Source organism: Methylobacterium sp. C33D (assembly GCF_053345825.1).
Map to the genome: position 1 here is coordinate 17101 of NZ_JBKFAV010000002.1, position 24044 is coordinate 41144.

The window sequence follows — 24044 nt, forward strand, 5'->3', positions numbered from 1 at the left end:
ATCGTAGCCAATCACGACAAATGAGACCTCGGGGGCGCGCCGCGTGCGGCGTCCGTCCCCGTCCGGGACGACCGGCTCTGATCGGCCGGCGACCGGGTTCGGGTTTCGGGAGAACCGCCATGCAGGACCCCGTGAGCGCCGCCGGCGCTCCGCTCGTGACGATCGCCATGCCGGCCCTGAACGAGGCCGCGCACATCGCCGACGCCATCGCGTCGGTGCTGCCCGAACGGGACGCCATCGCCTGCGAGCTGCTGGTGCTGGACGGCGGCAGCCGCGACGACACGTGCGCGATCGTCGCCGCCCTCAGCGCCCGGGACCCGCGCATCCGGCTCGTCCACAACGAGCGCCGGATCCAGGCGGCGGCCATCAACCTCGCCGCGCGGCTGGCGCATCCCGCCTCCGCCTATCTCGTCCGCGCCGATTGTCACGCCGTCTATCCGGAGGGGTTCGTGCAGAACCTCGTCCGCACGATGCGCCTGCGCGAGGCCGTCTCGGTGGTCGTGCCGCTCCGGACCGTCGGGGTCACGCCGCTGCAGCGGGCGATCGCGGCCGCGCAGAACAGCCGCCTCGGCAACGGCGGCTCGGCCCACCGGCAGGGTGGCATCTCGGGCTACGTCGCCCACGGCCACCACGCGGCCTTCGACCGGCGCGAGTTCCTGCGGGTCGGCGGCTACGACGAGACCTTCACCCACAACGAGGATGCCGAACTCGACCGGCGGCTCTGCGCCGCGGGCGGGCGGATCTACCTCGCCGCCGAGCTCGCCATCACGTACTTCCCGCGGGCCTGCCTCCGCAGCCTCGCCCGGCAGTACCTGCACTACGGGCGCGGCTGCGCGCGGACCCTCGAGAAGCACGCCAGCCTGCCGCGCCCCCGCCAGATCCTGCCGGCCCTGGTCCTGCTCTACGCCGTCGCGGCCCTGCCGCTGGCGGCCCTGATGCCCGCCCTGCTGATCCCGCTGCTGCTCTATGCCGGCGGCTGCGTCCTGAGCGGCCTCGCCCTGGCGCTGAAGGCGCGGGAGCCCGTCCTGGTCATGAGCGGCCCGGCGGCCGTGACCATGCACCTGTCCTGGGCCGTGGGGTTCCTGTCCTATCCGGGCTACCGGCGGACGCTGCTCAGGGCGGCCCTGCGCCGGAAGCGCCGCCTGCTCGGCCTCCCGCCGGGATCCGACGCGGCGCGCGTCAACTGACCGGCCGAGGCCCCGTCGGCCGCGCCCCGCCCCGTGCGGAGCGCGGCCGGGGCATGTCAGAAGCCCGACGCTCTCTCGCATCCGTCGCCCCTTAGCCCTTCGGGGCGGTGGTCTCGCGCCGCCAAGGCGATTATCGACACGCGCAACGATCCGGCCGCGTCAGGGCCCGGAGACCGGCCGCGCGCCCCGCGCGGCAGCCCAGGAGAGTTGTGACCGTGCCCGACAGTACCCCGCGTCCCGTGATGCTCGTGATCCTCGACGGCTGGGGTCTGCGGGACGCGGTGGCCGACAACGCCGTCCACCAGGCCAGGACCCCGGTCTTCGACGCGCTGATGCGGGAGCGCCCCCGGGCGCGGCTGAAGACCTTCGGTGCCGATGTCGGCCTGCCCGAGGGGCAGATGGGCAATTCCGAGGTGGGCCACCTCAATATCGGGGCGGGCCGGGTGGTCCTGCAGGACCTGCCGCGGATCGACGCCGCGGTCGCCGACGGCTCCCTCGCCCGGAACCCGGCCCTGATCCGGTTCATCGAGGCGCTGCGCGCGTCGGGGGGGACCTGCCACCTCGTCGGCCTGCTGTCGCCCGGCGGCGTCCACGCGCACCAGGACCACGCCGTGGCGCTGGCGCGCGCGCTGACGGCGGCCGGCATCCCGGTCCGGCTCCACGGCTTCACCGACGGGCGCGACATGCCGCCCCGCTCCGCCGCCACCTGCATCGCCGACGTCGCGGCCGCCCTCCCGAAGGGCGCCCGCATCGCCACCCTGTGCGGCCGCTACTTCGGGATGGACCGCGACCGGCGCTGGGAGCGCGTCCAGACGGCCTACGACGCCCTCACGGAGGCGCGCGGGACCCGGTTCGAGCGGGCCGGGCAGGCGGTCGCCGCGTCCTACGCGCAGGACGTGTCCGACGAGTTCATGCGGCCCGCGATCATCGGCGACTATGCCGGCATGCGGGACGGCGACGGCATCCTGAGCTTCAACTTCCGCGCCGACCGGACCCGGCAGATCCTGGAGGCGCTGCTCGACCCGGCCTTCGCGGGCTTCGAGCGCGCGCGCACGGTCCGCTTCGCCGCCGCCCTGGGGATCGTCCAGTACAGCGTCGAGATCGACGCCTTCGCCGAGACCCTGTTCGGGGCCCTCGACCTGCCCAACGGCCTCGGCGAGACCGTGGCCCGGGCCGGGCGCGCGCAGCTGCGCATGGCCGAGACCGAGAAGTACCCGCACGTCACCTACTTCATGAACGGCGGCCGCGAGGAGCCCTTCGCGGGGCAGGACGCGATCCTCGTGCCCTCGCCGAAGGTCGCGACCTACGACCTGCAACCGGAGATGTCGGCGCCCGAACTCACCGACCGCGCCGTGGAGGCGATCGGCTCCGGGCGCTACGACCTCATCATCCTGAACTTCGCCAATCCCGACATGGTCGGCCACACCGGCAGCCTCGCGGCCGCCGTGACGGCGGTGGAGACCGTCGACACCTGCCTCGGCCGCGTCGTCGAGGCGGTGACGGCCCAGGGCGGGGCGCTGCTGGTGACCGCCGACCACGGCAATTGCGAGATGATGCGCGATCCCGAGACCGGCGAGCCGCACACCGCCCACACCCTCAACCCGGTGCCCGCCGCGCTCGTCGGCGTCGACGGCGTGACCCTGGCCGACGGACGGCTGGCCGACGTGGCGCCGACGCTCCTCGACCTGATGGGGCTGGACCAGCCGGCCGAGATGACTGGCAGGTCGCTGATCCGCCCGCGGGGCCAGGGCTGAGGGACGGGGCCGGCGGCACGCCGCCTGCAATCCCCGGGCTGTCATGCGCGCCGTCCCTGCGTTACCTCCCGCCGCGGGGCCGGTCCGTCCCAGCGTGGTGCGAGGTCGTGGTGCGTCTGACCGGTTCTAGGACATGATCGCCCGGCACAGCCTGATCTACGTCGGCTCCCGGGGCTTCGCGGCCGCCCTGAACATGGCCTCCGTGGCGGTGTTCACGCGGCTCGCGCCGGTGGAGAGCTACGGCACCTACCTGTACGTCCTGTCCTGGGCACTCGTGCTCTACGGGGCGACCTGCCAGTGGCCGAAATTCGCGTTCTTCGCCCTCTACGACGAGGCGCGCGAGCCCGCGCAGGTCGGCACCGTGGTGCGGATCCTGGGCGGCACGCTGCTGCTCGCCGGCCTCGGCAGCGCGCTCGCCGCCGCCCTCGGGCTCATGCCGGCGCGCATGGCGGCCGCGATCCTGGCGCTGGCCTTCGGGACCACCCTGTTCGAGGGCTCCACCGAGATCGCCCGGACCCGCCTGCGGGCCGGGGCGGTGGCGGCCTCGGTGATGAGCCGCGCCGTCCTGATCCTGGCCCTCGGCAGCCTGGCCCTGCACCTCTCGCAGGATCCCCTCCATCTCGCCTTCGCGGTGGCGGCGGCGAACGCCCTGGCCTCGCTCCCCGCCGCCGCCACGATCGCCCCGATGATGCCCGGCCGCGGCAGCCGGGCGGAGGCCCTGCGGCTGTTCGCCTACGGCTGGCCGCTGGTGCTGTCCTTCGGGACGGCCGCGCTCGCCCAGAGCCTCGACCGGCTGATCATCGCCAAGACCGTGGGGCCGGCGGGGCTCGGCGCCTACGGGGCCCTGGCCGACTTCCTGAAGCAGAGCTTCATCGTGTTCGGGGAGGCGATCGCCCTGTCGCTGATCTCGATCGCCAAGCGCGAGGCGCGGGTCGGCGGGATGGCGGCTGCCTCCGGGGTGCTGAGCGACGCCGCCCGGGCCATGACGCTGATCGCGGCCTTCGGCGCGGTGTTCTTCCTGTGCTTCGACGATCTGGTCGTGGCGGTGCTGCTCGGCCCCGACTACCGGGCCGAGGCGCGCGAACTCGCCCCGGTGCTGATCCTGGCGAGCATCCTGATGATGTTCCGCGCCTACTATTTCGGGCAGGTGATCTACTTCGCCCGCTCCAGCGGCCTGGAGGCGGCCGCCGCCTTCGCGACCCTCGCCGCCGTCGCGGCGCTGTCGCTCCTGCTGATCCCGCGCCTCGGCGCCGCCGGGGCGGCCCTCGCCTTCGCGGGCGGCCAGAGCGCGGCCTGCCTCGTGCTGGTGCTGGGCGCCCGCCGGACCGGCACGACGATGCCGCTGCCGCTCGCCGACATGGCCGGCATCGCCGGGATCGCGCTGGCCTGCGGCGCGGTGAATGCCGGCATCGCCCTGGCCCCCGGCGGCCTGATGCCGCCGGGGCAGGCCCTGCGCCTCGTCCTGCTCACCGCCGCCGCCGGCGTGACGGCGTGGCGCTACGACGTGCTCGGCTTCGCCGGCGCGATCCGCCACCGTCTCGCGGCCTGACGGTCCCGCGATGGCCGGCATTGCGGGCGACACCGCGCAGGACACCGCGCAGGACACCGGATCGGACACCGCCGCGCTACCCGGAGGCCTCGTGGCGGCGGTCCGACCCCTCGACGGGGCGGCGCCCTGGGTCCCGGCCTGGCGGGCGCTGGGCCCGGCCTCCCTGATCCGGAACCCGTTCTACGAGGCGGGCTACGCCCTGGCCGCCCGCGAGGCCTTCGGGGCCGGCGTCCGGCTCCTCCTCGTCGCCGACCGGCCCCCCGAGGCGCCGGGGGCCCGGCTCGTCGCCGCCTGGCCGTTCCGGCCGTCGCGGCGCCGCTGGGGCCTGCCGCTGCCGCTGCTCATGGGCTGGACCCACGGCTACGCTCCGTTCGGGGCGCCGCTCCTCGACGGCGCCGCCCCGGAGGCCGCCCTGGCGGGGCTGCTCGCCGCGCCGGGCGCCCTCGGCCTGCCGCCGCGCCTCCTCCTGCCGAACGCCCCCGCCGACGGCCCCCTGTCGGAGCTCCTGGCGGCGCGGGGCGGGCGCCGCGCCGCCTACTGGCCGCACGACCGCGGCCTGCTCGACCTGACCGGGCTCGGGCCGGCGGCGCGGGCCTCCTATCTCGGGCACCTCTCCGGACAGCGCCGCCGCAAGCTCCGCCGCGCCCGCGCGCGCCTCGAGGCGGCGGGGCCCGTGACCTTCGAGATCCTCGCCGCGCCCGACGGCCTCGGCCCGGCCCTCGACGCCCACGTCGCCCTCGAGGCCGCCGGCTGGAAGGGGCAGGCCGGCACGAGCCTGGCGCAGCGGCCGGCGGAGGTCGCGTTCCTGCGCGCCGTCCTGGCCGATCTCGGCGCGGGACTCGACGCCGGTCGCGGCGCTGCGGACGGCGTGCGGATCGCGCGCCTGCGCCGGGGCGACCGGCTCCTGGCCTCGCTGATCCTGCCGGTCACCGGCCGGGAGGCCTGGGTGCTGAAGATCGCCAACGACGAGACGCGGCCGGAGACCGCGCCGGGGGTCCAGCTCGTGCACCGGCTGACCGAGGCCGTGGCCGCGGGCGACTGGCCGGTCGACCGGATCGATTCCTGCGCGCCGCCGGACTTCGCCCTCGGCACCACCTTCTGGACGGCGCGCCGGCCGATCGCCCATCTGCTGGTGGAGGCGGGCCGCGACCCGCTCTTCCCGGTGGCCCGGACCCTGGAGCGGGCCCGGGACAGCGTCGCCCGGGCGCGTCTCACCATCCGAAGCGGGCGATCTGCTCCAGCCGCGCCCGCGTCGCCGCCGCGTCGCGGCCCATGACGGCGATCCGCCCGGACAGGTCGTAGCAGGTCGCGCAGAACGGCAGCTGCATCAGCGCGTACCCGTCGTCGCGCGCCCGGGCGACGGAGGCGATGAGGCAGGGAAGGACCGGCTCGTCCGGCGGCCCGGCGAGGCAGTCGGCCCGCGGGCTGCCGAAGGCCGGGCGGTTCGGCCAGGTCAGCAGGAGCGCGGTGCCGCCCCGGCGATCCGGGGCCGGCGGCAGGGTGTAGCTGCGCAGGAACAGCGCGCAGGCGGCGAGGACGAGGATCGGCAGGATCAGGGCTGTGCGCATCGGCGGGCTCCGGACGCCTCAATCCCCGACGTCGAAGCGCGTCCGATAGAACACCTCGCGGCCGGCGCCGTCGATGACCCGGACGGCCTCGGCCGGCTCGCCCGAGCGCTGCGGCACCCGCGCGCGGGCGAACAGCCGCAGGGCCCGCTCCTGCGCGCTCTCCAGGCTGCCGACCCGCACGGAGATCCGCGTCTGGATCTCGTCCGGCTCCGGGCCGAGGACTTCGATGTGGAAGGTCTCGCGCAAGGGCATCCGCCTGATCGAGGGGCATCCGGGTGCCGGACCGCGTGGTCCGGGCGCGGGCGCCATAGCACGATCCGACTTCCGGCGCCGCGGTCGCCGGCCGCCCTCGATCAGCACGGTCCGCGGACGCTTCGGAAGGCGACCCGGGGACGCGCCGGAGCCCTTCCGGTCAACCCGGCCCCGGAATGCGCACCGGCCGCCCCCTGGGCCGCGCGTCGGGCGTGGTCTGCCGGGATGCCAGACGGAACTCCGTCGGCGTCAGGCCATGGCGCTCCTTGAAGCGGCGGGCGAAGTGGGCCTGGCTGGCGAATCCGCTTTCGTAGGCCAGCGTGCCGATCGACAGGTGGGCGCAGCTCGGGTCGGCCAGACGCCGGGCCGCGACCTCCAGGCGGCGCTCCCAGATGTAGTCGGAGATGTGCCGGCCGCGCTCGTGGAACAGCTCCTGCAACCGCCGCAGCGACACGCCGACCGCGGCGGCGAGCCGAGGCGGGTCGAGCATCGCGTCACCCAAGTGAGCCTCGATGTAGGCCTTGGCGCGCTGGACCGCGACGGCGCCGTGGGTGGAGCGCGGCACATCCTGCGCGAGCCGTTCCGCGAGGCTCGCCACGATCAGGTCGATCCCGATGGAGGCCATGCGCGCGGCCGCGTCGGGGGTGAGCCGGTCACCCACCCGGACAAGGTCTCGGAGATAGCTGCTCGCCAGGGTCGTGGAAGCGAGATCCGCGCCGATTGTGAGGCCACTGAACAGCCGGGACGGGCCGAGAACGTTCTCCAGGCGCTCGCGCGGCAGATCGACCACGAGCGAACTGCTCGCCTCCGTCATGCAGACGGCCGGGCGCGCATCGAGGACGACGATATCGCCGGGCCGGGTCCTCGCCTCTTGATCGCCTTGCTGAAAGCTGCCGTTCCTGGAAAGCCTCAGAATGGCACAGACCCGATTGTGCCGACCGTTCCGCCGGACCATGTCGGCTGTCGCTTCCGTCCGCAGGCTCGTGTGAGCGAGGCGCGAGATCGGCACGCCGCCGATGTCGGTGACCTCAAGCTTGCCCCGGAAGTGGCCGGCGTCATCGGTCTGCAACGCTGCGAGTGCCACGCGTTCGCAAACCATCTCCCGCCAACGCCGGAACGCGGCCCCGGGATGGACGTCGTCGGTCGAGAAAAATGTCTGCATTCCTGTGTCGGGGCGGAAGCCGAGGTTCAAAAACAGTTCCTGTAATGTGGTTTGCCATAATATACGAATCGATGGCGGTCAATGTTGCCGAATAATGAATTGAAATACAAACAGATTTGCGAAAATGAAGCAAATTATGATCGCATATATCGGTACGATACAACGTATATCGCATCGATTATTTAAATTGATGTTCGAGATATTTCATTTCGTATGCCGGGTTAGCTCTCGCGCTGGACGTGCGGAAGCGATCATGTCGCTGTCTCACCGTGACCAGTCGGTCGGCTCGAGAGTTCGTGGAGCCCACGGAGCCCGGATCCGCGAGATCCGCGGAACGGAGCGCCGCGCTGGCGGACATCCGAGGCCGGCCCGGGACGGTCCCGGCACGCCGGTCGCCCGTCCTCCGGGCGCGCGCGTTGGGGAGAGCCGCAATCCCCCGTCTTGGAGCGGGGACCGGATGGCTGTCTCGGCACCAAGTCCAATTGCGCCCGGGCCGCCTGCGGCTCTATCAGGCCTCACGCATCGGGAGGCATCACCGGAGGAGCCCCTTGGATCCGCTCAAGGCCGCCGCAGCGACCCTGCTCTGCCTCGCCCTGTTCTGGCTGGCCTTCCGGCTGACCCGGCGGCTGGTCGATCTCGCGATCGCGGGCGGCTACGCCGAGGAGCGCCGGCGGCTCGCCGAGGAGGAGGCCGCTCAGGCCGAGGCGGGCGCCGTCCCGCAGGCCTCCGCCATCGGCGCGATCCCCGCGAGCTTGGACTCGAACAGGGACCAGTCATCCGCCGCGGCGATCGGCGCCCACAACGCCTCCACCTCGTCGATCAGGAGCGTGCAGGGCGCCTCCGCGAAGTAGGGGTGGTCGAGCCGCGCCCCCGGGGCGGGCGCGAGCGGCTCCAGCGCGGCCCGCACCGGCGCGAAGGCCTCGGACCGGTACTGCGCGGCGGCCGGCCCGGCCTCCGCCCGCCCGGCGCTGGCGAGGCCGCCGTACCAGTCGAAGAAGAACCGCTCGAAGGGCGCCCGCGTCTCGGCCAGGAACCGCCAGACAGCCGAGACCAGCCGGTCGGTCTCCGGTCGCGGCGCGGCTTCGAGGCCGAGCCGGCGGAACAGGGCCTCGGCGAACGCCTCCTGCAGGGCCGGGCCGAAGCCCGAGAGGGCGGATTCGAGGCGTGCCTGGGGCGCCAGCACCAGCAGGCAGTCGGCGAGCCGGGCGAGGTTCCAGAACAGCGCCTCCGGCTGGCGGCCGAAGCTGTAGAGCCCGCTCTCGTCGAAGTAGGCGGCCGTGAAGTCCGGGTCGAAATGCGGCAGGAAGCGCCAGGGCCCGTAATCGAAGCTCTCGCCGGTGACGTTGATGTTGTCGCTGTTGAGCACCCCGTGGACGAAGCCGGCCGCCGCCCACTGCGCCCCCATCCGGGCGACCCGGGCGACCACGTCCTCCAGGAAGGCGACGGCGCGGTCCTCCACGCCGTCGCGCCAGAGTTCCGGCCGGTGGGTCGCGATCGTGTGGTCGAGGAGCCGGGCGATGTTGTCGGGCTCGCCGAGCGCCAGGAAGCGCTGGAAGCTGCCGATGCGGATATGGCCGTGGGACAGGCGCACCAGCACCGAGGCGCGCGCCGGCGAGGGCTCGTCGCCGCGCACGAGCTCCTCGCCGGTCTCGATCAGGCTGAAGCTCTTCGAGGTGTAGACGCCCTGCGCCTCCAGGAGCGCGGTGGCCAGCACCTCGCGCACGCCGCCCTTGAGGGTCAGCCGCCCGTCGGCGCCGCGCGACCAGGGCGTCGTGCCGCTGCCCTTGGTGCCGAGGTCGAGCAGGCGCCCGTCCAGGCGGTCGTGCAGCTGCGCGAACAGGAAGCCGCGCCCGTCGCCGAGCTCCGGATTGTAGGAGCGGAACTGATGGCCGTGGTAGCGCAGGGCCAGCGGCCTCTCGAAGCTGCCCGGAAGGGGCTCGAACCGGCCGAAATGGGCGATCCACGCGGGCTCGGACAGGCCGTCCAGGCCGACCCGCTCCGCCCAGGCCCGGTTGCGGTAGCGCAGGATCGTACGCGGGAACCGCGCCGGCGTCACCGGATCGAAGAAGGCGGGTCCGAGATCGGCGTGGCGCCGGGAGGGCGTGAAGGCGGTGTCGTCCATGCGGCGGCGCGTCTCGCGGGGTGGGGGTGAGTCCCGGTGTACCAAGCGAGCCGGACGCGATCCGTTGCCGATCCCGTCCTTGCGAGCGCGGCGAAGCAACCCAGTGCGGCGGGACATCGGCCGAGCGCGGCGCCGCCTGGATTGCTTCGCTCCGCTCTCAGAGACGGTGGCCGACCCGAGAGGCCTCACGTCCTAGATGCGTGGTCGGGCCGTCCCGGACACCTGCCGCAGGGCCTCGCCGGCGATCATCGCGGCCGCGACCGCGACGTTGAGCGAGCGCAGGCCCGGCCGGATCGGCACCACGATCCGCGCGTCGGCCACCGCGTGCACCGCCTCCGGCACGCCGGCGGATTCGCGCCCGACCATCAGGCAATCGTCCGGGTGGAAGGCGAAGTCCGTGTAGGGCACGGCGCCCGCCGTGGTGGCGAGGACGAGCCGGATCCCGGCCTCGGCCCGCCACGCCGCGAAGGCCGCGAAGGAGCGGTGCCGGGTGATCGCCACGTGGTCGAGGTAGTCGAGGCCCGAGCGGCGCAGGTGGCGGTCCGAGACGTCGAACCCCGCGGGCTCGACGATCTCCACCGCCAGCCCGAGGCACGCGGCCATGCGCAGCATCGTGCCGGTGTTCTGGGGAATGTCGGGCTGGTAGAGGGCGAGGCGGAGCATGGTGCCGGCCTTGTGCGGGGCGCAAGGCCCCGCCGTCAAAGGCTCCCGGCGCCGACGCGCAGCCGGCAAAGCGCCCGGCCGGCCCCGATCGCCGCCGAGGCCGCGCGGAACTTAAGCCCCGCCAGAACCTTGAGGCGGCGCCACCCCCCTGTGCGGCCCCCCTCTGAAAGACCTGCTCCGATGCGCTCCCCGCTCCTCGCCTCGGCCCTCCTGCTGGCCGGCCTCGCCACCGCCTCGGCGCAGACCGACGGCGCCAGATCGGACGGCGGCGCGGCCGTGACCCCGGTGCCGGCCGCACCCGCCACCATGGCCGACAACCTGCGCCCGACCTTCGTGGCCCAGACGCCCGACGACATGGTCGCCAGCAAGCTGATCGGTTCCAGCGTCGTCAACGGCGCCAACGAGACCATCGGGCAGATCGCCGATTTCGTCCTCGATCAGAAGGGCGCCGTGAAGGCCTGGATCATCGGGGTCGGCGGCTTCCTGGGCATCGGCTCGAAATACGTGGCGGTCGACCCGTCCGTGCTCAAGCTCGACCGCACCGACGGCAAGACCCTCCAGGCGCGGATCGACACGACCAAGGACCAGCTCCGGGCGGCGCCGGAATACGTCTATCTCGGCAAGGAGCCGCCGAAGGGCGCCGCCCCGGCGAGCCCCGCGGGGGAGCCGGCCTCCAAGCCGTAGCGGTCGCGCCGGCGCGGCGCCGGGCCGCCGGCGGCACCGCGCCGGCTTGCCTCCGCGCGCCGATCTGTGCTGTGCCGGCCTCCCCCGGAGGTCGGAACCCGTCCCATGCGCCGCGCCCTCGTCCCGCTGCTCGCCTTCTGCCTCGGCCTCATCGGCCTCACCGGGGCGGCGGTGTTCGCGTTCCTGCCCGACCGGGCGCCGGTGGGCGTGCCGAGCGTCGGCGGCCCGTTCACGCTGGTGAACCAGGACGGGCGCACGGTCACCGAGCGCGACTTCGCCGGCGCGACGCACCTCGTGTTCTTCGGCTTCACCCACTGCCCGGACGTCTGCCCGACCACGCTGCAGCAGATCTCCGACGTGCTCGCCGCCCTGGGCCCGAAGGGCAAGGCCATGCGGGTCGCCTTCGTGACGGTGGATCCCGAGCGGGACGATCCGGCGAGCCTCAAGACCTACCTGTCGAGCTTCGACCCGCGCATCACCGGCCTCACCGGCACCCCCGAGCAGGTCACCGCCACCGAGAAGGCGTACCGGGCCTACGCCCGCAAGGTACCGGCCAAGGACGGCGACTACACGATGGAGCACACCGCGCTCGTCTACGTCATGGACGCGCAGAACCGCTTCCTCGGCGCCCTGGACCTGACCCGGCCGGCCGACGAGGTCGCCGCGCAGCTCGCCAAGAAGATCTGACCGCGGGCCGGTCCGGCCGGACGGGCGTCAGAGCGTCATCCCGGCATGGAAGCGGTCGGGGGAGAGCGGCAGCAGGAACTGCACGCCGAAGCCGCCCTCGAAGTAGCGGACCAGCCGGCCCGGCGTGCTGCCGACCGTGACGGCGGCGCCGAGGGGCAGCGGCACCGGGCAGGAGATCGCCACGCCCGACATCGAGATGTCGATGAGGCGCGCCCGGATCTCGCGGCCGCCCTCGACGCGCAGGACCACCGCCGTGTTGGTCGGCACGAGGCGCTCGTGCGAGCGCCCCTCCGGCAGGCCCAGCATCTCCCGGTTCGCCAGCCAAGTGAGCTGGGAGGCGAGCTTGTCGCGCTTGCGCGACGTGGCGTTGAGCTGGACCGCGAACCCGTCCGGGCAGGTGCGGGCCACGACGCCCTCGATCCGGCCGATATGCTCCAGGTAGAGCACCACGCGCTCGCCGACCTCGCCCTTGACCGCGCAGGTCAGCCGCACGCCGCCCGGCGACATGTCCACGGTCTGACAGGGATATTCCCGGCGGTCGGCCAGCATGTAGCGGCCCAGCACCGCGACCCGCACGCGCTGGTGGCGGCGCTGGTCGGCAGCGCCGCGCGCCGGCTCGGCGGCGAGGCCGCGCAGATCAGTTCCAGCGGTGGCCTCGACCGCGATCATTCCGAGATTGGTCCTGCGCCGGGAGAATGGCCGGTGCAGACTAGGCTCGGACTGTTACGAAACCCTTTTTTCCTGCTTCGCGGTCTATCGGCCTTGTAGAAACATCGACTATCGAGCGCCGCGGCGGCGCGCGCGATCGACTTGTGCGCCGAAGATTTCCCGGGCCGCACCGGCTGATTCGACCGAACGGTCCGTCCCGGAGCGGACGTAATCTTGGACGAATACGGTCCTCAGGCGCGCCCGCCGGCATGGACGAGGAGGTGACCGTGGCGCACCGGTCCGGGGTAGCCCGCGCTCGTGCGCACGGCGGTGCGGGCGGGCGGCGCCGGCTCGCTCCGGCGGCTCGGCAGGATGCGCAGGGAGGTGGTCTCGGCCTGCACGAGCGGGCGCAGGCCGAGCCAGTGCGGCGCGCCGTCGAGGCTGAGGGTGCCCAGGGCGCGGACCTGCGTCCGGCCGCGGTGGCGCAGGGGCAGGAGCAGGAGTTCGAGATCCGCCGCCTCGCCGGCCGCGTTGGTGCCGCGCAGGCCCGCCACGACGCCCAGCGTGTCGCTGGCGACGATCTCGACGATCCGCCACGGATCGGTCGCCCGGGAGCCCCACAGCCGGGCGAAGGGCTCGCCCTTCAGCTCGCGGCCGTACAGGGCGCAGACCCGGGTCCCCGCGAGCCGGATGCTCGCGGAGCGGCTCGGCATGTCGAGTTCCAGGATCAGGCTGTCGGCGAGAAGGTGCCGGATCTCGCCGGGCTCGATCTCGGCGCGTTCCGGCGCGGCCCGTTCTCCGCGCAGGCGCTCCCAGTAGGCGTGGAGCATGCGACTGGTGGGATGCTTCATCGGTGTCCCGATTCTCAACGCCTGTGGTTCATCCCCGGATCATTCTGGCACATCGGCGGGGGTGTGACCGGCCGATCCGGGCGTTCACCGCGTCCGGGCGCACGGGCCGTGCCGCCCCCGCACCCGCGCGCCGCCGGGCCACCGACGGCGCGCGGGGCGGGGGGTAGCGCGTCGGAGCCGGCGACACAATCGTCGCACCCCGCCGGGCGCGCCGCGGCCATCCGGGACGGATCCGGGGTGAAGACGGGGCGGTGCGTGAAACGGACCGCGATCCGACCGGTCTTTGCGAGCTTCAATACGTCGCCGGGGCTTGCCCGATCGCGTCCCGCCCCGACATGGTGCGGCGATGGACGCCTCCCCCGAATTCCCGCGGCAGAGCCGCGTGCCCGTGTTCAACATGCCGGGCATCGTCACCGCGTCGATCGGGCTGCTCCTGGCGATCCAGGCGGTCCGCGAGTTCCTGCTGCCGGACACCTGGGACATCCGCCTCGTCCTCGACCTCGCGCTGGTGCCGGCGCGCTGGACCCTCTGGTTCGATCCCGGCCGGGCCTCCGAGGTGATCCGCGCCGCCGCGGACACGGGCGATCCGGGCCTGGAGGCGGCCCGCGAGGCCTTCGCCCGCTACATCGTGGGCGAGCACGCGCTCCAGCCCTGGACGCTCGTCACCTACGGGCTGCTGCACGGCTCGTGGATGCACGTGATCTTCAACAGCGTCTGGCTCGCGGCCTTCGGCGCCCCGGTGGCGCGCCGCTGCGGTGCCCTGCGCTGGTGCGCGCTCGCGCTGGCCGGCACGGCGGCCGGCGGACTTCTCCACATCCTGATCGACCCGCTGAGCGCCGGGCCGCTGGTCGGCGCCTCGGCGGGCATCTCGGCCCTGATGGCCGCCGCGGCGCGGTTCGTGTTCCAGCCGCCGGTCTCCGGCTACGGCGCGCCGGCCTGGCAGGTACCGCCGCCCCGGCCCGCCGAGACGATCCCGGAACTGCTGCGCAACCGCACCGCGGTGTCGTTCCTGGTGATCTGGCTCCTGACCAACCTGCTCTTCGGCCTCGTGAGCGTGCCGCTCGTCGGCGAGAACGCCGCCATCGCCTGGGACGCCCATCTCGGCGGCTTCATCGCGGGCTTCTTCCTGTTCCCCCTGGTGGATCCCCGGGAGCCGCGGCGGCACTGAAGCCCACCTTCGGCGCCCGGCACCTTGCCATCCGGCCGGATCGGTCACACACTCGCCACAATGTGAAGGAGTCGGGCCAACCCGGCCGAGAACGCCATCAGGGCGCCGCGGGCTGACGGCGCACCGGACGCGTCACATAGGGAGAGAGCCATGACCGTCGCACGCATCCTCGCCGAGAAGGGCAGCTCCGTCGTCACCGTGGGCCCCGACAAGACCCTCGATGAGGTGATCCAGATCCTCGCCGACAGGCGGATCGGCGCCCTCGTGGTCGCCCGGGCCGACGGGACGGTGGCGGGCATCATCTCCGAGCGGGACATCATGCGGGCGCTCGCCCGGCACGGGGGCTCGGCCTTCGACGCGCCGGTCTCGGCCCACATGACCACCGCGGTCACGACCTGCGGCCGGACCACCACGATCGAGGAGGTCATGACCCTGATGACCGACGGGCGCTTCCGCCACGTGCCGGTCTGCGAGGACGGCCGGCTGATCGGCCTGGTCTCGATCGGCGACGTGGTGGCGCGCAAGATCGCCACCGTCGAGGCCGAGCACCAGGCCCTGCGCGACTACATCACGATGGCGTAGGGGCGCCGGAACGGCGCGTTTCCGTCCCTCGCTTCGGGCTGCTCGCCGATCCACACATCCGCCTTGGCAGGATGGTTTCAGGATCGGGCGCGGGGCCCCTCTCCCGTGCGGGAGAGGGGCCCGTCGCGCTCCCTCATCAGCGTCGGTCTCCGCGGGAGACCTGTGAACATCATCGCCTCTTCAGGGTCGGGGGAGCCCGGATCCCGCGTTCCTCTCTGCGCCTGCCTCACGCCTTCACGGGATCGAGCGTGACGTGCCAGAGGTCGGTGTCGGCCGCGTCCTTGAGGGTCACCGTCATCTGCTCGGTGGCGCCGTCCACCGCCACGTGGCCGAAGAACTGGTAGCCGGCGGCCGGCGACAGGTTCACCTGCCCCTTGTCGGGCGCCTTCACGTAGCGCAGCTGCGGCCCGAACGTGTTGTCCAGCGCGTTCGGCCCGAAGGTGCCGGCGTGGAGCGGCCCGGAGACGAACTCCCAGAACGGGTCGAAATCCTGGAACTGCGCCTTGTTGGGGTCGTAGTAGTGGGCGGCCGTGTAGTGCACGTCGGCCGTGAGCCAGACCGTGTTGCGGATCCCGGCGCTCTTGATGAAGCGCAGGAGGTCGGCGATCTCCAGCTCGCGACCGAGCGGCGGCCCGTCGCCCTGCGCCACCGCCTCCGAGCCGAAGTTGCGGTCCACGTCGTAGGTCACCACGAGGCCGAGCGGCATGTCGGCGGCGATCACCTTCCAGGTCGCGCGGGACTCGAGCAGCGCCCGCTTCAGCCACGCGATCTGCCGCGGCCCGAGGAAGTAGGATTCGGGCCCGTACGCCGTCTGCCGGTTCTCGCCGTTCGGCCCCCGGTAGGAGCGCATGTCGAGCATGAACACGTCGACCAGCGGGCCGTAGCCGATCTTGCGGTAGACCCGGCCGGGCTCCGACGGCTCGAAGCGCATCGGCATGTACTCGTGGAAGGCCTTCGCGGCCCGCAGCTGCAGCGCCAGGACGTTCGGGTCGGCGTATTTCTTCTTCAGGTGCTCGGTCCGGGTGAGGGGCTCACCCGGCCACCAGTTGTTGGTGACCTCGTGGTCGTCCCACTGGGCCAAGATCGGCACGGCGGCGTTCATCGCCAGCACGTTCCGGTCGGTGAGGTTGTACTTGTGCCGGCCGCGGAACTCCGCGAGCGTCTCGGCGGGCTTGGCGACTTCCTCGGTCACCCGGTTGCGCCACAGGCTGCCGTCGGGGAGCTTCACCTCGGACTGGATCGGCCCGTCGGCGTAGATCGTGTCGCCGGAATGGATGAAGAAGTCCGGCCGGTTCTTCAGGATGGCGGAGTAGATCGTCATGCCGCCGCGGGCCTCGTCGATGCCCCAGCCCTGGCCGGCCGTGTCGCCCGACCAGCAGAACGAGACCGAGCGCCGGTCCGCCGGCGCGGTCCGGAACCGCCCGACCTGGGCCGGCCCGACGATGGTCGGCGCGGCGACGTCCTCCAGGCGGACCCGGTAGAACACGTCCTGGCCGGCCGGCAGCCCGGTCAGCGCCACCTTCACGGTGCCGTCGGTCTCCGGCAGGGCGTCGGCGAAGACGCCGCCGCGGATGTCGGCGAAGCTCTCGGTGGTCGCCCACTCGACGATCGCCCGGGCGGGCCGGTCAGACCGGGCCCAGACCACCGCCGAGTCGGTGCCGACGTCGCCCGACTGGAGGCCGTGGGTCAGGAGCGGCCGGTCGGCGGCGCGGCTCAGGCCGGGCCGTCCGAGGCCCGTGGCCAGCCCGACGAGGCCGGCGCCTCCGGACAGCAGGATCTGACGGCGACTCGTATACATTGGAGGTCCTCCAGCATGCCCGGCGCCCATCGCAGGCGGCCACGACAACCGGATGACGGCCCCCTCCGGACGGCGCGCGCCCGGACCCCTCAGGCCCGCGCGGCCGCGCCTTCCAGCACGGCCCGGATCCGGGGCAGGGCGGCGCGGGCGGCGCGGTGCCCGAGGGCGATGCCCTCCGCGGCCCGGTGGAAATCGAACAGCCCGAAGGCGGCGAGATCCGGGCCGATGGCCACGTCCGGCGGGTCGCGCTCCAGCCGCGCCCGCGAGATCCGGTCCTGCGTGGTGTTGAACGCGTCCAGCACCACCCGGGCGATGCCCGGCACGGCGATCTCGGGCTCGGGCCGGTCGAAGCCCGGCAGGCGCCCGCGCACCCCCTGCAGGAAGCCCCGGCGCGGCGGGGGCGGGTGCGGCGCCTCGCGCGCGACCGGGCCTCCGGTGTCGCCGTTGAGGTTCACGCAGATGACGAGGTCGGCCCCGAGCGCCCGGGCGAGCGCCACCGGCACCGGGTTGACCAGCGTCCCGTCCATCAGCACGCGGCCGTCATGGGCCACCGGCGGGAACAGGCCGGGGATCGCGTAGGAGGCGCGCACCGCGTCCACCGCCGGGCCCTCGGTCAGGCTGACCTCGTGGCCGGTCCCGTACTCGGTGGCGACGCAGCCGAAGCGGATCGGCAGCGTCTCGATCCGGCGCGCGCCGAGATCCGCGGCGAGGCGCTGGCGCAGGCGGTTGCCGGCGATCAGGCCGGAGCCCGGCAGGCGGGGATCGATGAGCCCCACGACCCGGCGCCGGGTCAGCGCCCGGGCGAAGGCCTCGAGCCGGTCGAGGCGCCCGGCCGCGTAGCAGGCGCCGACCACGGCGCCGATGGAGCAGCCGGCCACCACGGTCGGCGTGATGCCGGCCTCCTCCAGGGCGCGGATCACCCCGATATGCGCCCAGCCCCGGGCCGAGCCGCCCCCGAGGGCGAGCCCGACCTGCGGGCCGGGGCTCGGCGGCGGGCGGACCGGCTCGACGGTCCCGGGCGGGAAATGCGGGTCGGCGGACTCGTCTTGCCACCGCGTGGCAAGAGGGCGGTTCATCGCCCGGCGGCTTTCAGGACGACCCGGCCGTCCGCCTCCCGGACGACGCTGCGGTAGAAGCAGTCGCGCCGGCCGGTGTGGCAGCAGCCGCCGTCGCCGCCGACCTCGACGCGGATCAGCAGGGCGTCCTGGTCGCAGTCGACCCGCATCTCGACGACGCGCTGGATCTGGCCGCTGGTCGCGCCCTTGTGCCAGAGCTCCCGGCGCGAGCGCGACCAGTACCAGGCCTCGCCGGTCTCGAGGGTGCGCGCCAGCGACTCGGCGTTCATGTGGGCGAGCATCAGCACCTGCCCGTCGCGCGCGTCGACCGCGATGCAGGCGACGAGGCCGTCGCGGTCGAACCGGGGCGTGAGGGCCGTGCCCTCCTCGATCTCGGCGCGGGTGCCGGGGGGAGCGAAGGCGGTGTCGCGCGCGGTCATGGTCGAGACGTCGCCCGGGGCTACTTGGCGCCGCCGCGCACCAGGGTCAGGAAGCGGACCTGCTCGTTGGCGTTGTCCTTGAAGACGCCGCGGAACTGGCTGGTGATGGTCGAGACGCCGGCCTTCTGGACGCCGCGCATCGCCATGCAGAGGTGCTCGGCCTCGACCATCACGGCGACGCCGCGGGGCTTGAGGATGCTCTCGATCACGTCGGCGATCTGGGCGGTCATGGTCTCCTGCGTCTGCAGGCGGCGGGCGAAGGTGTCGACCACGCGGGCGAGCTTCGACAGGCCGACCACGCCGCGGGTCGGGTAGTAGGCGATGTGGGCGAGGCCCATGAACGGCACCATGTGGTGCTCGCAGTGGGAGTGGAACGGGATGTCGCGCACCAGCACGATGTCCGAGTAGCCCTCGACCTCCTCGAACACGCGCTCCAGCAGCTTCTCGGCATCGACGCCGTAGCCGCCGAACAGCTGCTCGTAGGCCTTGGTGACCCGGGCCGGGGTGTCGAGCAGGCCCTCGCGGGTCGGGTCGTCGCCGGCCCAGCGCAGGAGGGTCCGCACGGCGGCCTCGGCCTCGGCGCGGCTCGGGCGGCCGGTCTCGATCCCGTCCGGGACGCGGGTCGCGGAGGCCGGCTCCGGCGCCACCTCGACGGGGCGGCCGTCATCGGCGGGCCGATTGTCGTTGCGCATGCCGTTCAGCCCTTGCCCCTCGATCCCGTTCCGGTCGAAACCCTGGCCGTCACCCTGGTAGGACAAGGATTTGAGCGCGGCATCCATGGCATCTCCGGCCCGCGCGATGCGGGACTTCATCGGGGTGCTGTCGGGCTTGGCGTACATCGTCGGATCGCGTCGGGCGTTCGAGGGAAGATCCCGGGCTCGAAAAGGTTTCAAGCCGGCGCCCCGGGATGGACGAAAGGCCGTGGGAACCACCGTGGCCGTGGGCGCGACCCTGGTCGACGGCCCGCCTCCTCGCGAAGCGGCCGCATCGGGCCTATATCATCGTTCGCGGCGCAACGCGCAATGCGCGATGCACGCGGCAGAGCCCCGATGGGCAGTGTGCCTCCGGCCGAGGACCCGATGCTCGACGACATCTACAACCGCCGTATCCTGGAACTCGCCGCCGACATCCCCCGGCTCGGCCGGCTCGAGAATCCGGACGCGAGCGCCACGGCCCATTCCCGCCTGTGCGGCTCGACCGTGACGGTCGACCTCGTCCTGGGCGCGGACGGCCGGGTCGCGGATTTCGCCCAGGAGGTCCGGGCCTGCGCGCTGGGGCAGGCCTCCTCGTCGCTGATGGGCCGGCACGTGGTCGGCGCCACCGCGGAGGAGCTGCGCGGCCTCCGGGAGACCATGCGGTCCATGCTCAAGGAGAACGGCCCGGCGCCGGACGGGGCCTGGGCGGACCTCGCGGTGCTCGAGCCGGTGCGGGATTTCAAGGCGCGCCACGCCTCGACGCTCCTCACCTTCGACGCGGTGGTGGACGCCCTCGACCAGATCGCCGCCAAGCGGCAGGCCGCCTGACGGCATGGTCCGGCGCGCCGCCCACTGGGCGATCCGCGGCTACCAGCTGACGCTGTCGGGCCTGATCGGGCGCCAGTGCCGCCACTGGCCGAGCTGCTCGGAGTACACCGACACCGCCATCGCCCGGCACGGGCTCTGGCCCGGCGGCTGGATGGGCTTCGCCCGGATCTGCCGCTGCGGGCCGTTCGGCACCCACGGCATCGACCTCGTGCCGGAGCGCCTGCCCGCCGGGGCGGCGTGGTACCGCCCCTGGGCCTACGGCCGCTGGCGCGGCGTCGAGGCGCCGCCGTCACCGTTCGCCTGCGAGGCCGCGGCGCAGGAGGTCGACGCCCGCTAGGGCGCGTTCCCGTTCTGTTTCACGTGAAACACGCCCGCCGAACCCCCGTCCCGGGACGGGGGCTCGCGTTCCACGGAGGCTGGCTCCGGCGACGATCGCGACCGCCGCGGCACCTCAGGACGGGGCGCGGATCGCCGCCCCGTCACTCGCCGAGTCTCACGCAGCGCGGCTGGCCGCGAGCTTCTCGGCGAACTCGATCGCCTCGATGAGGCTGCGCTCGTTGGCGACGCCGGTGCCGGCGATGTCGAAGGCGGTGCCGTGATCGACCGAGGTGCGGATGATCGGCAGGCCCAGGGTGATGTTCACGCCCGACAGGTCCATCCACTTCCCCGTGGCCGGGTCGATCTCGAAGCCGAGCAGCTTCACCGGGATGTGCCCCTGGTCGTGGTACATCGCCACCACCGCGTCGTACTGGCCCGCCCGCAGCTTCACGAACACCGTGTCGCCCGGCACCGGGCCGTGCACGTCGAGCCCGTCGGCGTTGGCCTTCTCGATCACCGGCGCGCTGACGTCGATGTCCTGGCGCCCGAACAGGCCGCCCTCGCCGGCATGGGGGTTGAGCGCGGCGACCGCGATCTTCGGCCTCGCCAGGCCGAGCCCCTTCAGGGCCCGGTCGGTGAGGTCGATGACGAGGCGCAGCCGCTCCGGGGTCAGGCGCTTGGGCACGTCCTCCAGGGCGACGTGGGTGGTGACGTGGGAGACCCGCATGTTGCCGTGGGCCAGCATCATCACCGAGCCGCGCACGCCGGTGAGTTCGGCCAGCATCTCGGTGTGGCCGGCGTAGTGGTAGCCGGCCCTGTTGAGCGCCTCCTTGTTGAGCGGCGCGGTGACGATGCCGCCGATCCGGCCGGCCAGGGCGAGGCGAACGCCGGCCTCGATCGCCTTGTAGGCGAAGCGGCCGCCGTCGGCCGAGAGCCGGCCGGGCTCGATCGGCGCGCCCTCGGCGTCGGCCTGCAGGCAGCACAGCGCCGGCCAGTCGCCGTCCTCGGCGACCTCGGGGATCGGCTCGGGCAGGAGGCCGAGCGCGGCTTCCGCCCGGTGCAGGGCCGGGGCGCTGCCGATGATCACGAGCCTGAGATCGCCCGCCTCGATGCGGTCCCTCAGCCGGGCGGCGGCCTTGACGATGATCTCCGGGCCGATGCCGGCCGGATCGCCCATGGTGATGGCGAGAGGTTGGGTCACGCGTCGCTCCTGCTGCGCGGAAAGCCGTTCTGGTGAAGAAGATCGCGCCAGACGCCCTCTGTTCCGAAGGCGCCGGACTTGGACACGACCGGCAGGCCGTCCCAGCGGCCGCCCCGGAGCGTGGAGCGGGGCAGGCCGGGCGCGATCTGCCCGGTGACGTCGAGGCGCGCGGCGGCGAGGGCGAGGCAGAGGGCCTTCAGGGTCTCGCCGCCGGCGACCAGCAGCGTGCCGGGCCGCGGGATGCGGTCGATCACGCCCGCGAAGGCGGCGGCGATCCGCGCCGCGGCGTCCGCGCGGGCGGTGCCGGCGGGCAGGGCGAGGCTCGCCAGGACGACGCCGTCGCGGTCGAGGCGCGCCGCCACCGCGCGGGCCGGGTCGGGCCCGTCCGCCGCCAGGACGAGGTGGTGGGCGCCGCAGGCGGCGAGCTGCGCGGCGGTCTCGGGCCGGTCGGAGCCGAACAGGCCGAGCACGGGACCGGCGAGCCGGGCGTCGCCGGGCGCCGCCGCGCCCCGGGCGAGGGCGGCGGCGAGGCCGCCGCTGCCGCACCAGAGCACCGGGCCGTCGCCGCCGAGCTCCGCCACCCGGGCGAGGTCGGCGTCGCTCGCCGCGTCGTAGACGGCGACGCCCGCCACCGGGCCGTCCGTCACCGAGGCCCGGCGGGCCGGCACCCCGACCGCCCGCAGGGCCTCGGCGATGTCGCCCGAGACCGGCTCGAAGCCGTCGCCGCGCCGGGCGAGCTGCCGCCCGCCCACCGTCCGGCGCCCCTGGTACGGGAAGGCCGGCGCCACGACGCAGCGCGCCCAGGAGCCGGTTTGCAGCACCGCCGCGAGTTCCGCCGCCCAGGGGCCGCGCAGCAGGCTGTCGACCTTCTTGAAGGCGATGTCGGCGCCGTCGAGCAGGGGGGCGAGGGCGCCGACGATCCGCCCGGCGGCCTCCGTGGAGACCTCCCGCGTGCCGGCATCGATCGCCAGGCAGCCGGCAGCCCGCCCCGTCAGGGTCTCCGGCCACGCGACCGGGATCGTTCCGCACAGGCCGGTGAAGCCCGCGGCCGTGTCGAGGGTGCCGGTGAGATCGTCGGCGATGAGGCGCAGGCGTGTCATGTCGGGCGCATCGTGGCGGGAGCCTCGCCGGCCGCGCCGCCCGGTCGAGCGCGGCTCGCGTGCATGTTGTCAGGTTGTCGCGAGCCATACAGACCGGCCGGCGCGGCGGTCAAGCGTGCGAGGGTCAAGCGCGTGGCAGGCGAGCGCGGTTCAGGCACGCGTGCGGCGGACCGTCGCCGGGTCGGGCGGGCCGGAGCGGGACGGAGACAGCGCCGACGCCGTCCGGGGACGCCTCCGCGGAGCGAGCGGGCTGCGCCGGGTCGGCGATGCGCCCGGGCACTTGTCAACATTTGCACCATTCCGGCCGCGAGTTGCGCGGACTTGTCGAAAGGTTGTAGCAGCCCGGCCGGGGGGACGGCGGGTGCCAGGACCCGGAACAGGGCGGCACCGGAAGGGCGACCCATGCAGATTCCCATCAAGCGCTCCCTGGAGCGCGTGCCCGGCGGCCTGATGGTGGTGCCGCTGTTCCTCGGCGCGATCCTCCACACGCTCTTCCCGGATACCGCGACCTTCTTCGGCTCGTTCACCGGCGCCCTGTTCAACGGCGCCCTGCCGATCCTGGCGGTGTTCTTCGTCTGCATGGGCGCGGGCATCGATTTCCGCGCCGCCCCGGCGATCGCCCGCAAGGGCGGCGTGCTGCTGGCCGCCAAGGTCGGTGTCGCGGCGATCATGGGCGTGGTGGTCGGCCAGCTCCTCGGTGAGGCGCCGGTGGTCGGGGGCGCCTTCGCGGGGCTGTCGACCCTCGCGATCGTCGCCGCCATGAACGACACCAACGGCGGGCTCTATCTCGCCCTGATGGGCCAGTTCGGCCGCCCGAAGGATGCGGGCGCCTACGCGATCATGAGCCTCGAATCCGGGCCGTTCCTCACCATGGTGACCCTCGGGCTGGCGGGCCTGTCGGCCTTCCCGTGGCCGACGCTGGTGGGCAGCATCCTGCCGCTGCTGATCGGGATGATCCTCGGCAACCTCGACCGCGACATGCGCGCCTTCCTGTCGGGGGCGGCGCCGGTGATGATCCCGTTCTTCGCCTTCGCCCTCGGCTTCGGGCTCGACCTCGCCAAGATCTGGCAGGCGGGCCTCCTCGGCATCGGCCTCGGCGCGGCGGTCGTGGCGATCACCGGGGCGGTCCTGTTCGTCGCCGACCGGCTCACCGGGGGCAACGGCGTGGCGGGAGTCGCCGCCGCCTCGACGGCCGGCAACGCCGCCGCCGTGCCGGCGATCATCGCGGCCGCCAACCCGGCCTACAGGGAGGCCGCCGGGCCCGCCACCGTGCTGGTGGCGGCGAGCGTGGTAGTCACGGCGCTGCTCGTGCCGCTGCTGACCGCCTTCGTGGCGGCGCGGGTCCGACCGGACGCGGCCGAAGCGGATCCGGCGCCGCTGCCCAGGCCCGCGCCGAGCGCGCCCTGAGGCGCGTCGCCGGCCGGCCGCGCGGGACGCGCGGCCGGCGGCAACCGAAGCCTCCGAGTCCGGTTGTCCTTCCAGGGAGCGCGGCAGGGCCGCGCCTGACGGCGAACCGGAGCGGGCACAGCATGTCGACCGAATCCAGAGGCAAGACGCATATCGACATCTACGATCGCGCCACCCGCGAGGAGTGGGCGCACCGTTTCGGCGTCAGCGAGGAGCGTCTGCGCAAGGCCGTGACCATGGTCGGGAGCCGGATCACCAGCGTCGCGGCCTATCTCGACAAGCCGGCCTCCTGAGGCGGGCGCCATGGAAGTGCCCCCCGATTTCC

General features: G+C 73.6%; 25 protein-coding genes. 12 read left to right on the top strand and 13 right to left on the bottom strand.

Annotation, left to right across the window (positions count from 1 at the left end; all coding sequences use genetic code 11):
• Positions 1–119 precede the first annotated feature (119 nt).
• The 4 genes from ACLBXO_RS01565 (at position 120) to ACLBXO_RS01580 (ending at position 5766) form a co-directional block, all read left to right on the top strand.
• On the top strand, positions 120–1187 hold the full coding sequence (locus ACLBXO_RS01565; protein ID WP_331313236.1) for a glycosyltransferase family 2 protein: 1068 nt from the start codon (positions 120–122) through the stop codon (positions 1185–1187).
• Positions 1188–1429: 242 nt separating this feature from the next.
• Positions 1430–2941 (top strand): 2,3-bisphosphoglycerate-independent phosphoglycerate mutase, encoded by a 1512-nt coding sequence (gene gpmI / locus ACLBXO_RS01570; protein WP_447684403.1) that lies wholly within the window; start codon positions 1430–1432, stop codon positions 2939–2941.
• A gap of 133 nt (positions 2942–3074) precedes the next feature.
• Complete coding sequence (locus tag ACLBXO_RS01575; RefSeq protein ID WP_447684273.1) at positions 3075–4490, top strand: lipopolysaccharide biosynthesis protein; 1416 nt, start codon at positions 3075–3077, stop codon at positions 4488–4490.
• 10 nt (positions 4491–4500) lie between these two features.
• Complete coding sequence (locus tag ACLBXO_RS01580; RefSeq protein WP_447684274.1) at positions 4501–5766, top strand: GNAT family N-acetyltransferase; 1266 nt, start codon at positions 4501–4503, stop codon at positions 5764–5766.
• Here the strand turns inward: ACLBXO_RS01580 and ACLBXO_RS01585 are convergent.
• From ACLBXO_RS01585 to ACLBXO_RS01605, 5 genes are all read right to left on the bottom strand, one after another.
• Positions 5702–6058: a hypothetical protein gene (locus ACLBXO_RS01585; RefSeq protein WP_331313237.1), complete on the bottom strand. Its 357-nt coding sequence runs from the start codon at positions 6056–6058 to the stop codon at positions 5702–5704. The genes ACLBXO_RS01580 and ACLBXO_RS01585 overlap by 65 nt on opposite strands.
• Positions 6059–6076: 18 nt before the next feature.
• On the bottom strand, positions 6077–6304 hold the full coding sequence (locus ACLBXO_RS01590; protein WP_012321546.1) for a hypothetical protein: 228 nt from the start codon (positions 6302–6304) through the stop codon (positions 6077–6079).
• Between the two features lie 166 nt (positions 6305–6470).
• Complete coding sequence (locus ACLBXO_RS01595; RefSeq protein WP_447684404.1) at positions 6471–7472, bottom strand: helix-turn-helix domain-containing protein; 1002 nt, start codon at positions 7470–7472, stop codon at positions 6471–6473.
• 694 nt (positions 7473–8166) lie between these two features.
• On the bottom strand, positions 8167–9594 hold the full coding sequence (locus tag ACLBXO_RS01600; protein WP_447684275.1) for a protein adenylyltransferase SelO: 1428 nt from the start codon (positions 9592–9594) through the stop codon (positions 8167–8169).
• Positions 9595–9786: 192 nt separating this feature from the next.
• Complete coding sequence (locus ACLBXO_RS01605; protein ID WP_331313240.1) at positions 9787–10257, bottom strand: tRNA (cytidine(34)-2'-O)-methyltransferase; 471 nt, start codon at positions 10255–10257, stop codon at positions 9787–9789.
• A 180-nt stretch (positions 10258–10437) separates the two neighbouring features.
• Here ACLBXO_RS01605 and ACLBXO_RS01610 point away from each other — a divergent pair, with 180 nt between their 5' ends.
• Both ACLBXO_RS01610 and ACLBXO_RS01615 read left to right on the top strand, forming a co-directional pair.
• Positions 10438–10941: a PRC-barrel domain-containing protein gene (locus tag ACLBXO_RS01610; RefSeq protein ID WP_331313241.1), complete on the top strand. Its 504-nt coding sequence runs from the start codon at positions 10438–10440 to the stop codon at positions 10939–10941.
• A 105-nt stretch (positions 10942–11046) separates the two neighbouring features.
• The gene (locus tag ACLBXO_RS01615) at positions 11047–11628 is read left to right on the top strand and encodes an SCO family protein (RefSeq protein ID WP_331313242.1); all 582 of its coding nucleotides are present in this window, start codon (positions 11047–11049) and stop codon (positions 11626–11628) included.
• A gap of 27 nt (positions 11629–11655) precedes the next feature.
• Here the strand turns inward: ACLBXO_RS01615 and ACLBXO_RS01620 are convergent, their stop codons facing one another.
• Together ACLBXO_RS01620 and ACLBXO_RS01625 are read right to left on the bottom strand one after the other, a co-directional pair.
• The gene (locus tag ACLBXO_RS01620) at positions 11656–12297 is read right to left on the bottom strand and encodes a PilZ domain-containing protein (protein ID WP_331313243.1); all 642 of its coding nucleotides are present in this window, start codon (positions 12295–12297) and stop codon (positions 11656–11658) included.
• 230 nt (positions 12298–12527) lie between these two features.
• Positions 12528–13127, bottom strand: coding sequence for a PAS domain-containing protein (locus ACLBXO_RS01625; RefSeq protein ID WP_331313244.1), 600 nt, complete (start codon positions 13125–13127; stop codon positions 12528–12530).
• A gap of 346 nt (positions 13128–13473) precedes the next feature.
• On the opposite strand from ACLBXO_RS01625, the gene ACLBXO_RS01630 reads away from it, so the two are divergent.
• Positions 13474–14295, top strand: a complete 822-nt coding sequence (locus tag ACLBXO_RS01630; RefSeq protein ID WP_447684276.1) for a rhomboid family intramembrane serine protease — start codon at positions 13474–13476, stop codon at positions 14293–14295.
• A gap of 150 nt (positions 14296–14445) precedes the next feature.
• On the top strand, positions 14446–14877 hold the full coding sequence (locus ACLBXO_RS01635) for a CBS domain-containing protein (protein ID WP_331313245.1): 432 nt from the start codon (positions 14446–14448) through the stop codon (positions 14875–14877).
• 226 nt (positions 14878–15103) lie between these two features.
• Here the strand turns inward: ACLBXO_RS01635 and ACLBXO_RS01640 are convergent, their stop codons facing one another.
• The 4 genes from ACLBXO_RS01640 to folE all read right to left on the bottom strand — a co-directional run bounded on the left by ACLBXO_RS01640 (position 15104) and on the right by folE (position 19009).
• Positions 15104–16675: an alkaline phosphatase D family protein gene (locus ACLBXO_RS01640; protein WP_447684277.1), complete on the bottom strand. Its 1572-nt coding sequence runs from the start codon at positions 16673–16675 to the stop codon at positions 15104–15106.
• Between the two features lie 89 nt (positions 16676–16764).
• Positions 16765–17751, bottom strand: a complete 987-nt coding sequence (locus tag ACLBXO_RS01645) for a patatin-like phospholipase family protein (RefSeq protein WP_331313247.1) — start codon at positions 17749–17751, stop codon at positions 16765–16767.
• Positions 17748–18170 (bottom strand): phosphoribosyl-AMP cyclohydrolase, encoded by a 423-nt coding sequence (gene hisI / locus ACLBXO_RS01650; RefSeq protein WP_020091162.1) that lies wholly within the window; start codon positions 18168–18170, stop codon positions 17748–17750. Before hisI ends, ACLBXO_RS01645 begins: the two co-directional genes overlap by 4 nt.
• A 20-nt stretch (positions 18171–18190) precedes the next feature.
• Positions 18191–19009: a GTP cyclohydrolase I FolE gene (gene folE, locus ACLBXO_RS01655; protein ID WP_331313248.1), complete on the bottom strand. Its 819-nt coding sequence runs from the start codon at positions 19007–19009 to the stop codon at positions 18191–18193.
• A gap of 240 nt (positions 19010–19249) precedes the next feature.
• On the opposite strand from folE, the gene ACLBXO_RS01660 reads away from it, so the two are divergent.
• Together ACLBXO_RS01660 and yidD are read left to right on the top strand one after the other, a co-directional pair.
• On the top strand, positions 19250–19693 hold the full coding sequence (locus ACLBXO_RS01660) for an iron-sulfur cluster assembly scaffold protein (RefSeq protein ID WP_447684405.1): 444 nt from the start codon (positions 19250–19252) through the stop codon (positions 19691–19693).
• 4 nt (positions 19694–19697) lie between these two features.
• A complete protein-coding gene (gene yidD / locus ACLBXO_RS01665) occupies positions 19698–20030 on the top strand; it encodes a membrane protein insertion efficiency factor YidD (protein WP_447684278.1) in 333 nt (110 codons plus the stop codon).
• A gap of 156 nt (positions 20031–20186) precedes the next feature.
• Here yidD and pdxA read toward each other — a convergent pair whose 3' ends face one another.
• Entirely contained in the window at positions 20187–21212 is a 1026-nt protein-coding gene (gene pdxA / locus ACLBXO_RS01670) for a 4-hydroxythreonine-4-phosphate dehydrogenase PdxA (protein ID WP_331313250.1), read from the bottom strand.
• Positions 21209–22312, bottom strand: a complete 1104-nt coding sequence (locus tag ACLBXO_RS01675) for a four-carbon acid sugar kinase family protein (RefSeq protein ID WP_447684279.1) — start codon at positions 22310–22312, stop codon at positions 21209–21211. Before ACLBXO_RS01675 ends, pdxA begins: the two co-directional genes overlap by 4 nt.
• Positions 22313–22714: 402 nt before the next feature.
• Here ACLBXO_RS01675 and ACLBXO_RS01680 point away from each other — a divergent pair, with 402 nt between their 5' ends.
• Entirely contained in the window at positions 22715–23719 is a 1005-nt protein-coding gene (locus ACLBXO_RS01680; protein WP_447684280.1) for a 2-keto-3-deoxygluconate permease, read from the top strand.
• A 122-nt stretch (positions 23720–23841) separates the two neighbouring features.
• Entirely contained in the window at positions 23842–24012 is a 171-nt protein-coding gene (locus ACLBXO_RS01685; RefSeq protein ID WP_447684281.1) for a DUF3606 domain-containing protein, read from the top strand.
• Positions 24013–24044: the final 32 nt, after the last annotated feature.

Bases quoted from the DNA above. Each gene is read 5' to 3' on its own strand.
- ACLBXO_RS01565 (WP_331313236.1), top strand. From the start codon at position 120: ATGCAGGACCCCGTGAGCGCCGCCGGCGCTCCGCTCGTGACGATCGCC.
- gpmI (WP_447684403.1), top strand. From the start codon at position 1,430: ATGCTCGTGATCCTCGACGGCTGGGGTCTGCGGGACGCGGTGGCCGAC.
- ACLBXO_RS01575 (WP_447684273.1), top strand. From the start codon at position 3,075: ATGATCGCCCGGCACAGCCTGATCTACGTCGGCTCCCGGGGCTTCGCG.
- ACLBXO_RS01580 (WP_447684274.1), top strand. From the start codon at position 4,501: ATGGCCGGCATTGCGGGCGACACCGCGCAGGACACCGCGCAGGACACC.
- ACLBXO_RS01585 (WP_331313237.1), bottom strand. From the start codon at position 6,058: ATGCGCACAGCCCTGATCCTGCCGATCCTCGTCCTCGCCGCCTGCGCG.
- ACLBXO_RS01595 (WP_447684404.1), bottom strand. From the start codon at position 7,472: ATGCAGACATTTTTCTCGACCGACGACGTCCATCCCGGGGCCGCGTTC.
- ACLBXO_RS01600 (WP_447684275.1), bottom strand. From the start codon at position 9,594: ATGGACGACACCGCCTTCACGCCCTCCCGGCGCCACGCCGATCTCGGA.
- ACLBXO_RS01605 (WP_331313240.1), bottom strand. From the start codon at position 10,257: ATGCTCCGCCTCGCCCTCTACCAGCCCGACATTCCCCAGAACACCGGC.
- ACLBXO_RS01610 (WP_331313241.1), top strand. From the start codon at position 10,438: ATGCGCTCCCCGCTCCTCGCCTCGGCCCTCCTGCTGGCCGGCCTCGCC.
- ACLBXO_RS01615 (WP_331313242.1), top strand. From the start codon at position 11,047: ATGCGCCGCGCCCTCGTCCCGCTGCTCGCCTTCTGCCTCGGCCTCATC.
- ACLBXO_RS01620 (WP_331313243.1), bottom strand. From the start codon at position 12,297: ATGATCGCGGTCGAGGCCACCGCTGGAACTGATCTGCGCGGCCTCGCC.
- ACLBXO_RS01625 (WP_331313244.1), bottom strand. From the start codon at position 13,127: ATGAAGCATCCCACCAGTCGCATGCTCCACGCCTACTGGGAGCGCCTG.
- ACLBXO_RS01630 (WP_447684276.1), top strand. From the start codon at position 13,474: ATGGACGCCTCCCCCGAATTCCCGCGGCAGAGCCGCGTGCCCGTGTTC.
- ACLBXO_RS01635 (WP_331313245.1), top strand. From the start codon at position 14,446: ATGACCGTCGCACGCATCCTCGCCGAGAAGGGCAGCTCCGTCGTCACC.
- ACLBXO_RS01640 (WP_447684277.1), bottom strand. From the start codon at position 16,675: ATGTATACGAGTCGCCGTCAGATCCTGCTGTCCGGAGGCGCCGGCCTC.
- ACLBXO_RS01645 (WP_331313247.1), bottom strand. From the start codon at position 17,751: ATGAACCGCCCTCTTGCCACGCGGTGGCAAGACGAGTCCGCCGACCCG.
- hisI (WP_020091162.1), bottom strand. From the start codon at position 18,170: ATGACCGCGCGCGACACCGCCTTCGCTCCCCCCGGCACCCGCGCCGAG.
- folE (WP_331313248.1), bottom strand. From the start codon at position 19,009: ATGTACGCCAAGCCCGACAGCACCCCGATGAAGTCCCGCATCGCGCGG.
- ACLBXO_RS01660 (WP_447684405.1), top strand. From the start codon at position 19,250: ATGCTCGACGACATCTACAACCGCCGTATCCTGGAACTCGCCGCCGAC.
- yidD (WP_447684278.1), top strand. From the start codon at position 19,698: ATGGTCCGGCGCGCCGCCCACTGGGCGATCCGCGGCTACCAGCTGACG.
- ACLBXO_RS01675 (WP_447684279.1), bottom strand. From the start codon at position 22,312: ATGACACGCCTGCGCCTCATCGCCGACGATCTCACCGGCACCCTCGAC.
- ACLBXO_RS01680 (WP_447684280.1), top strand. From the start codon at position 22,715: ATGCAGATTCCCATCAAGCGCTCCCTGGAGCGCGTGCCCGGCGGCCTG.
- ACLBXO_RS01685 (WP_447684281.1), top strand. From the start codon at position 23,842: ATGTCGACCGAATCCAGAGGCAAGACGCATATCGACATCTACGATCGC.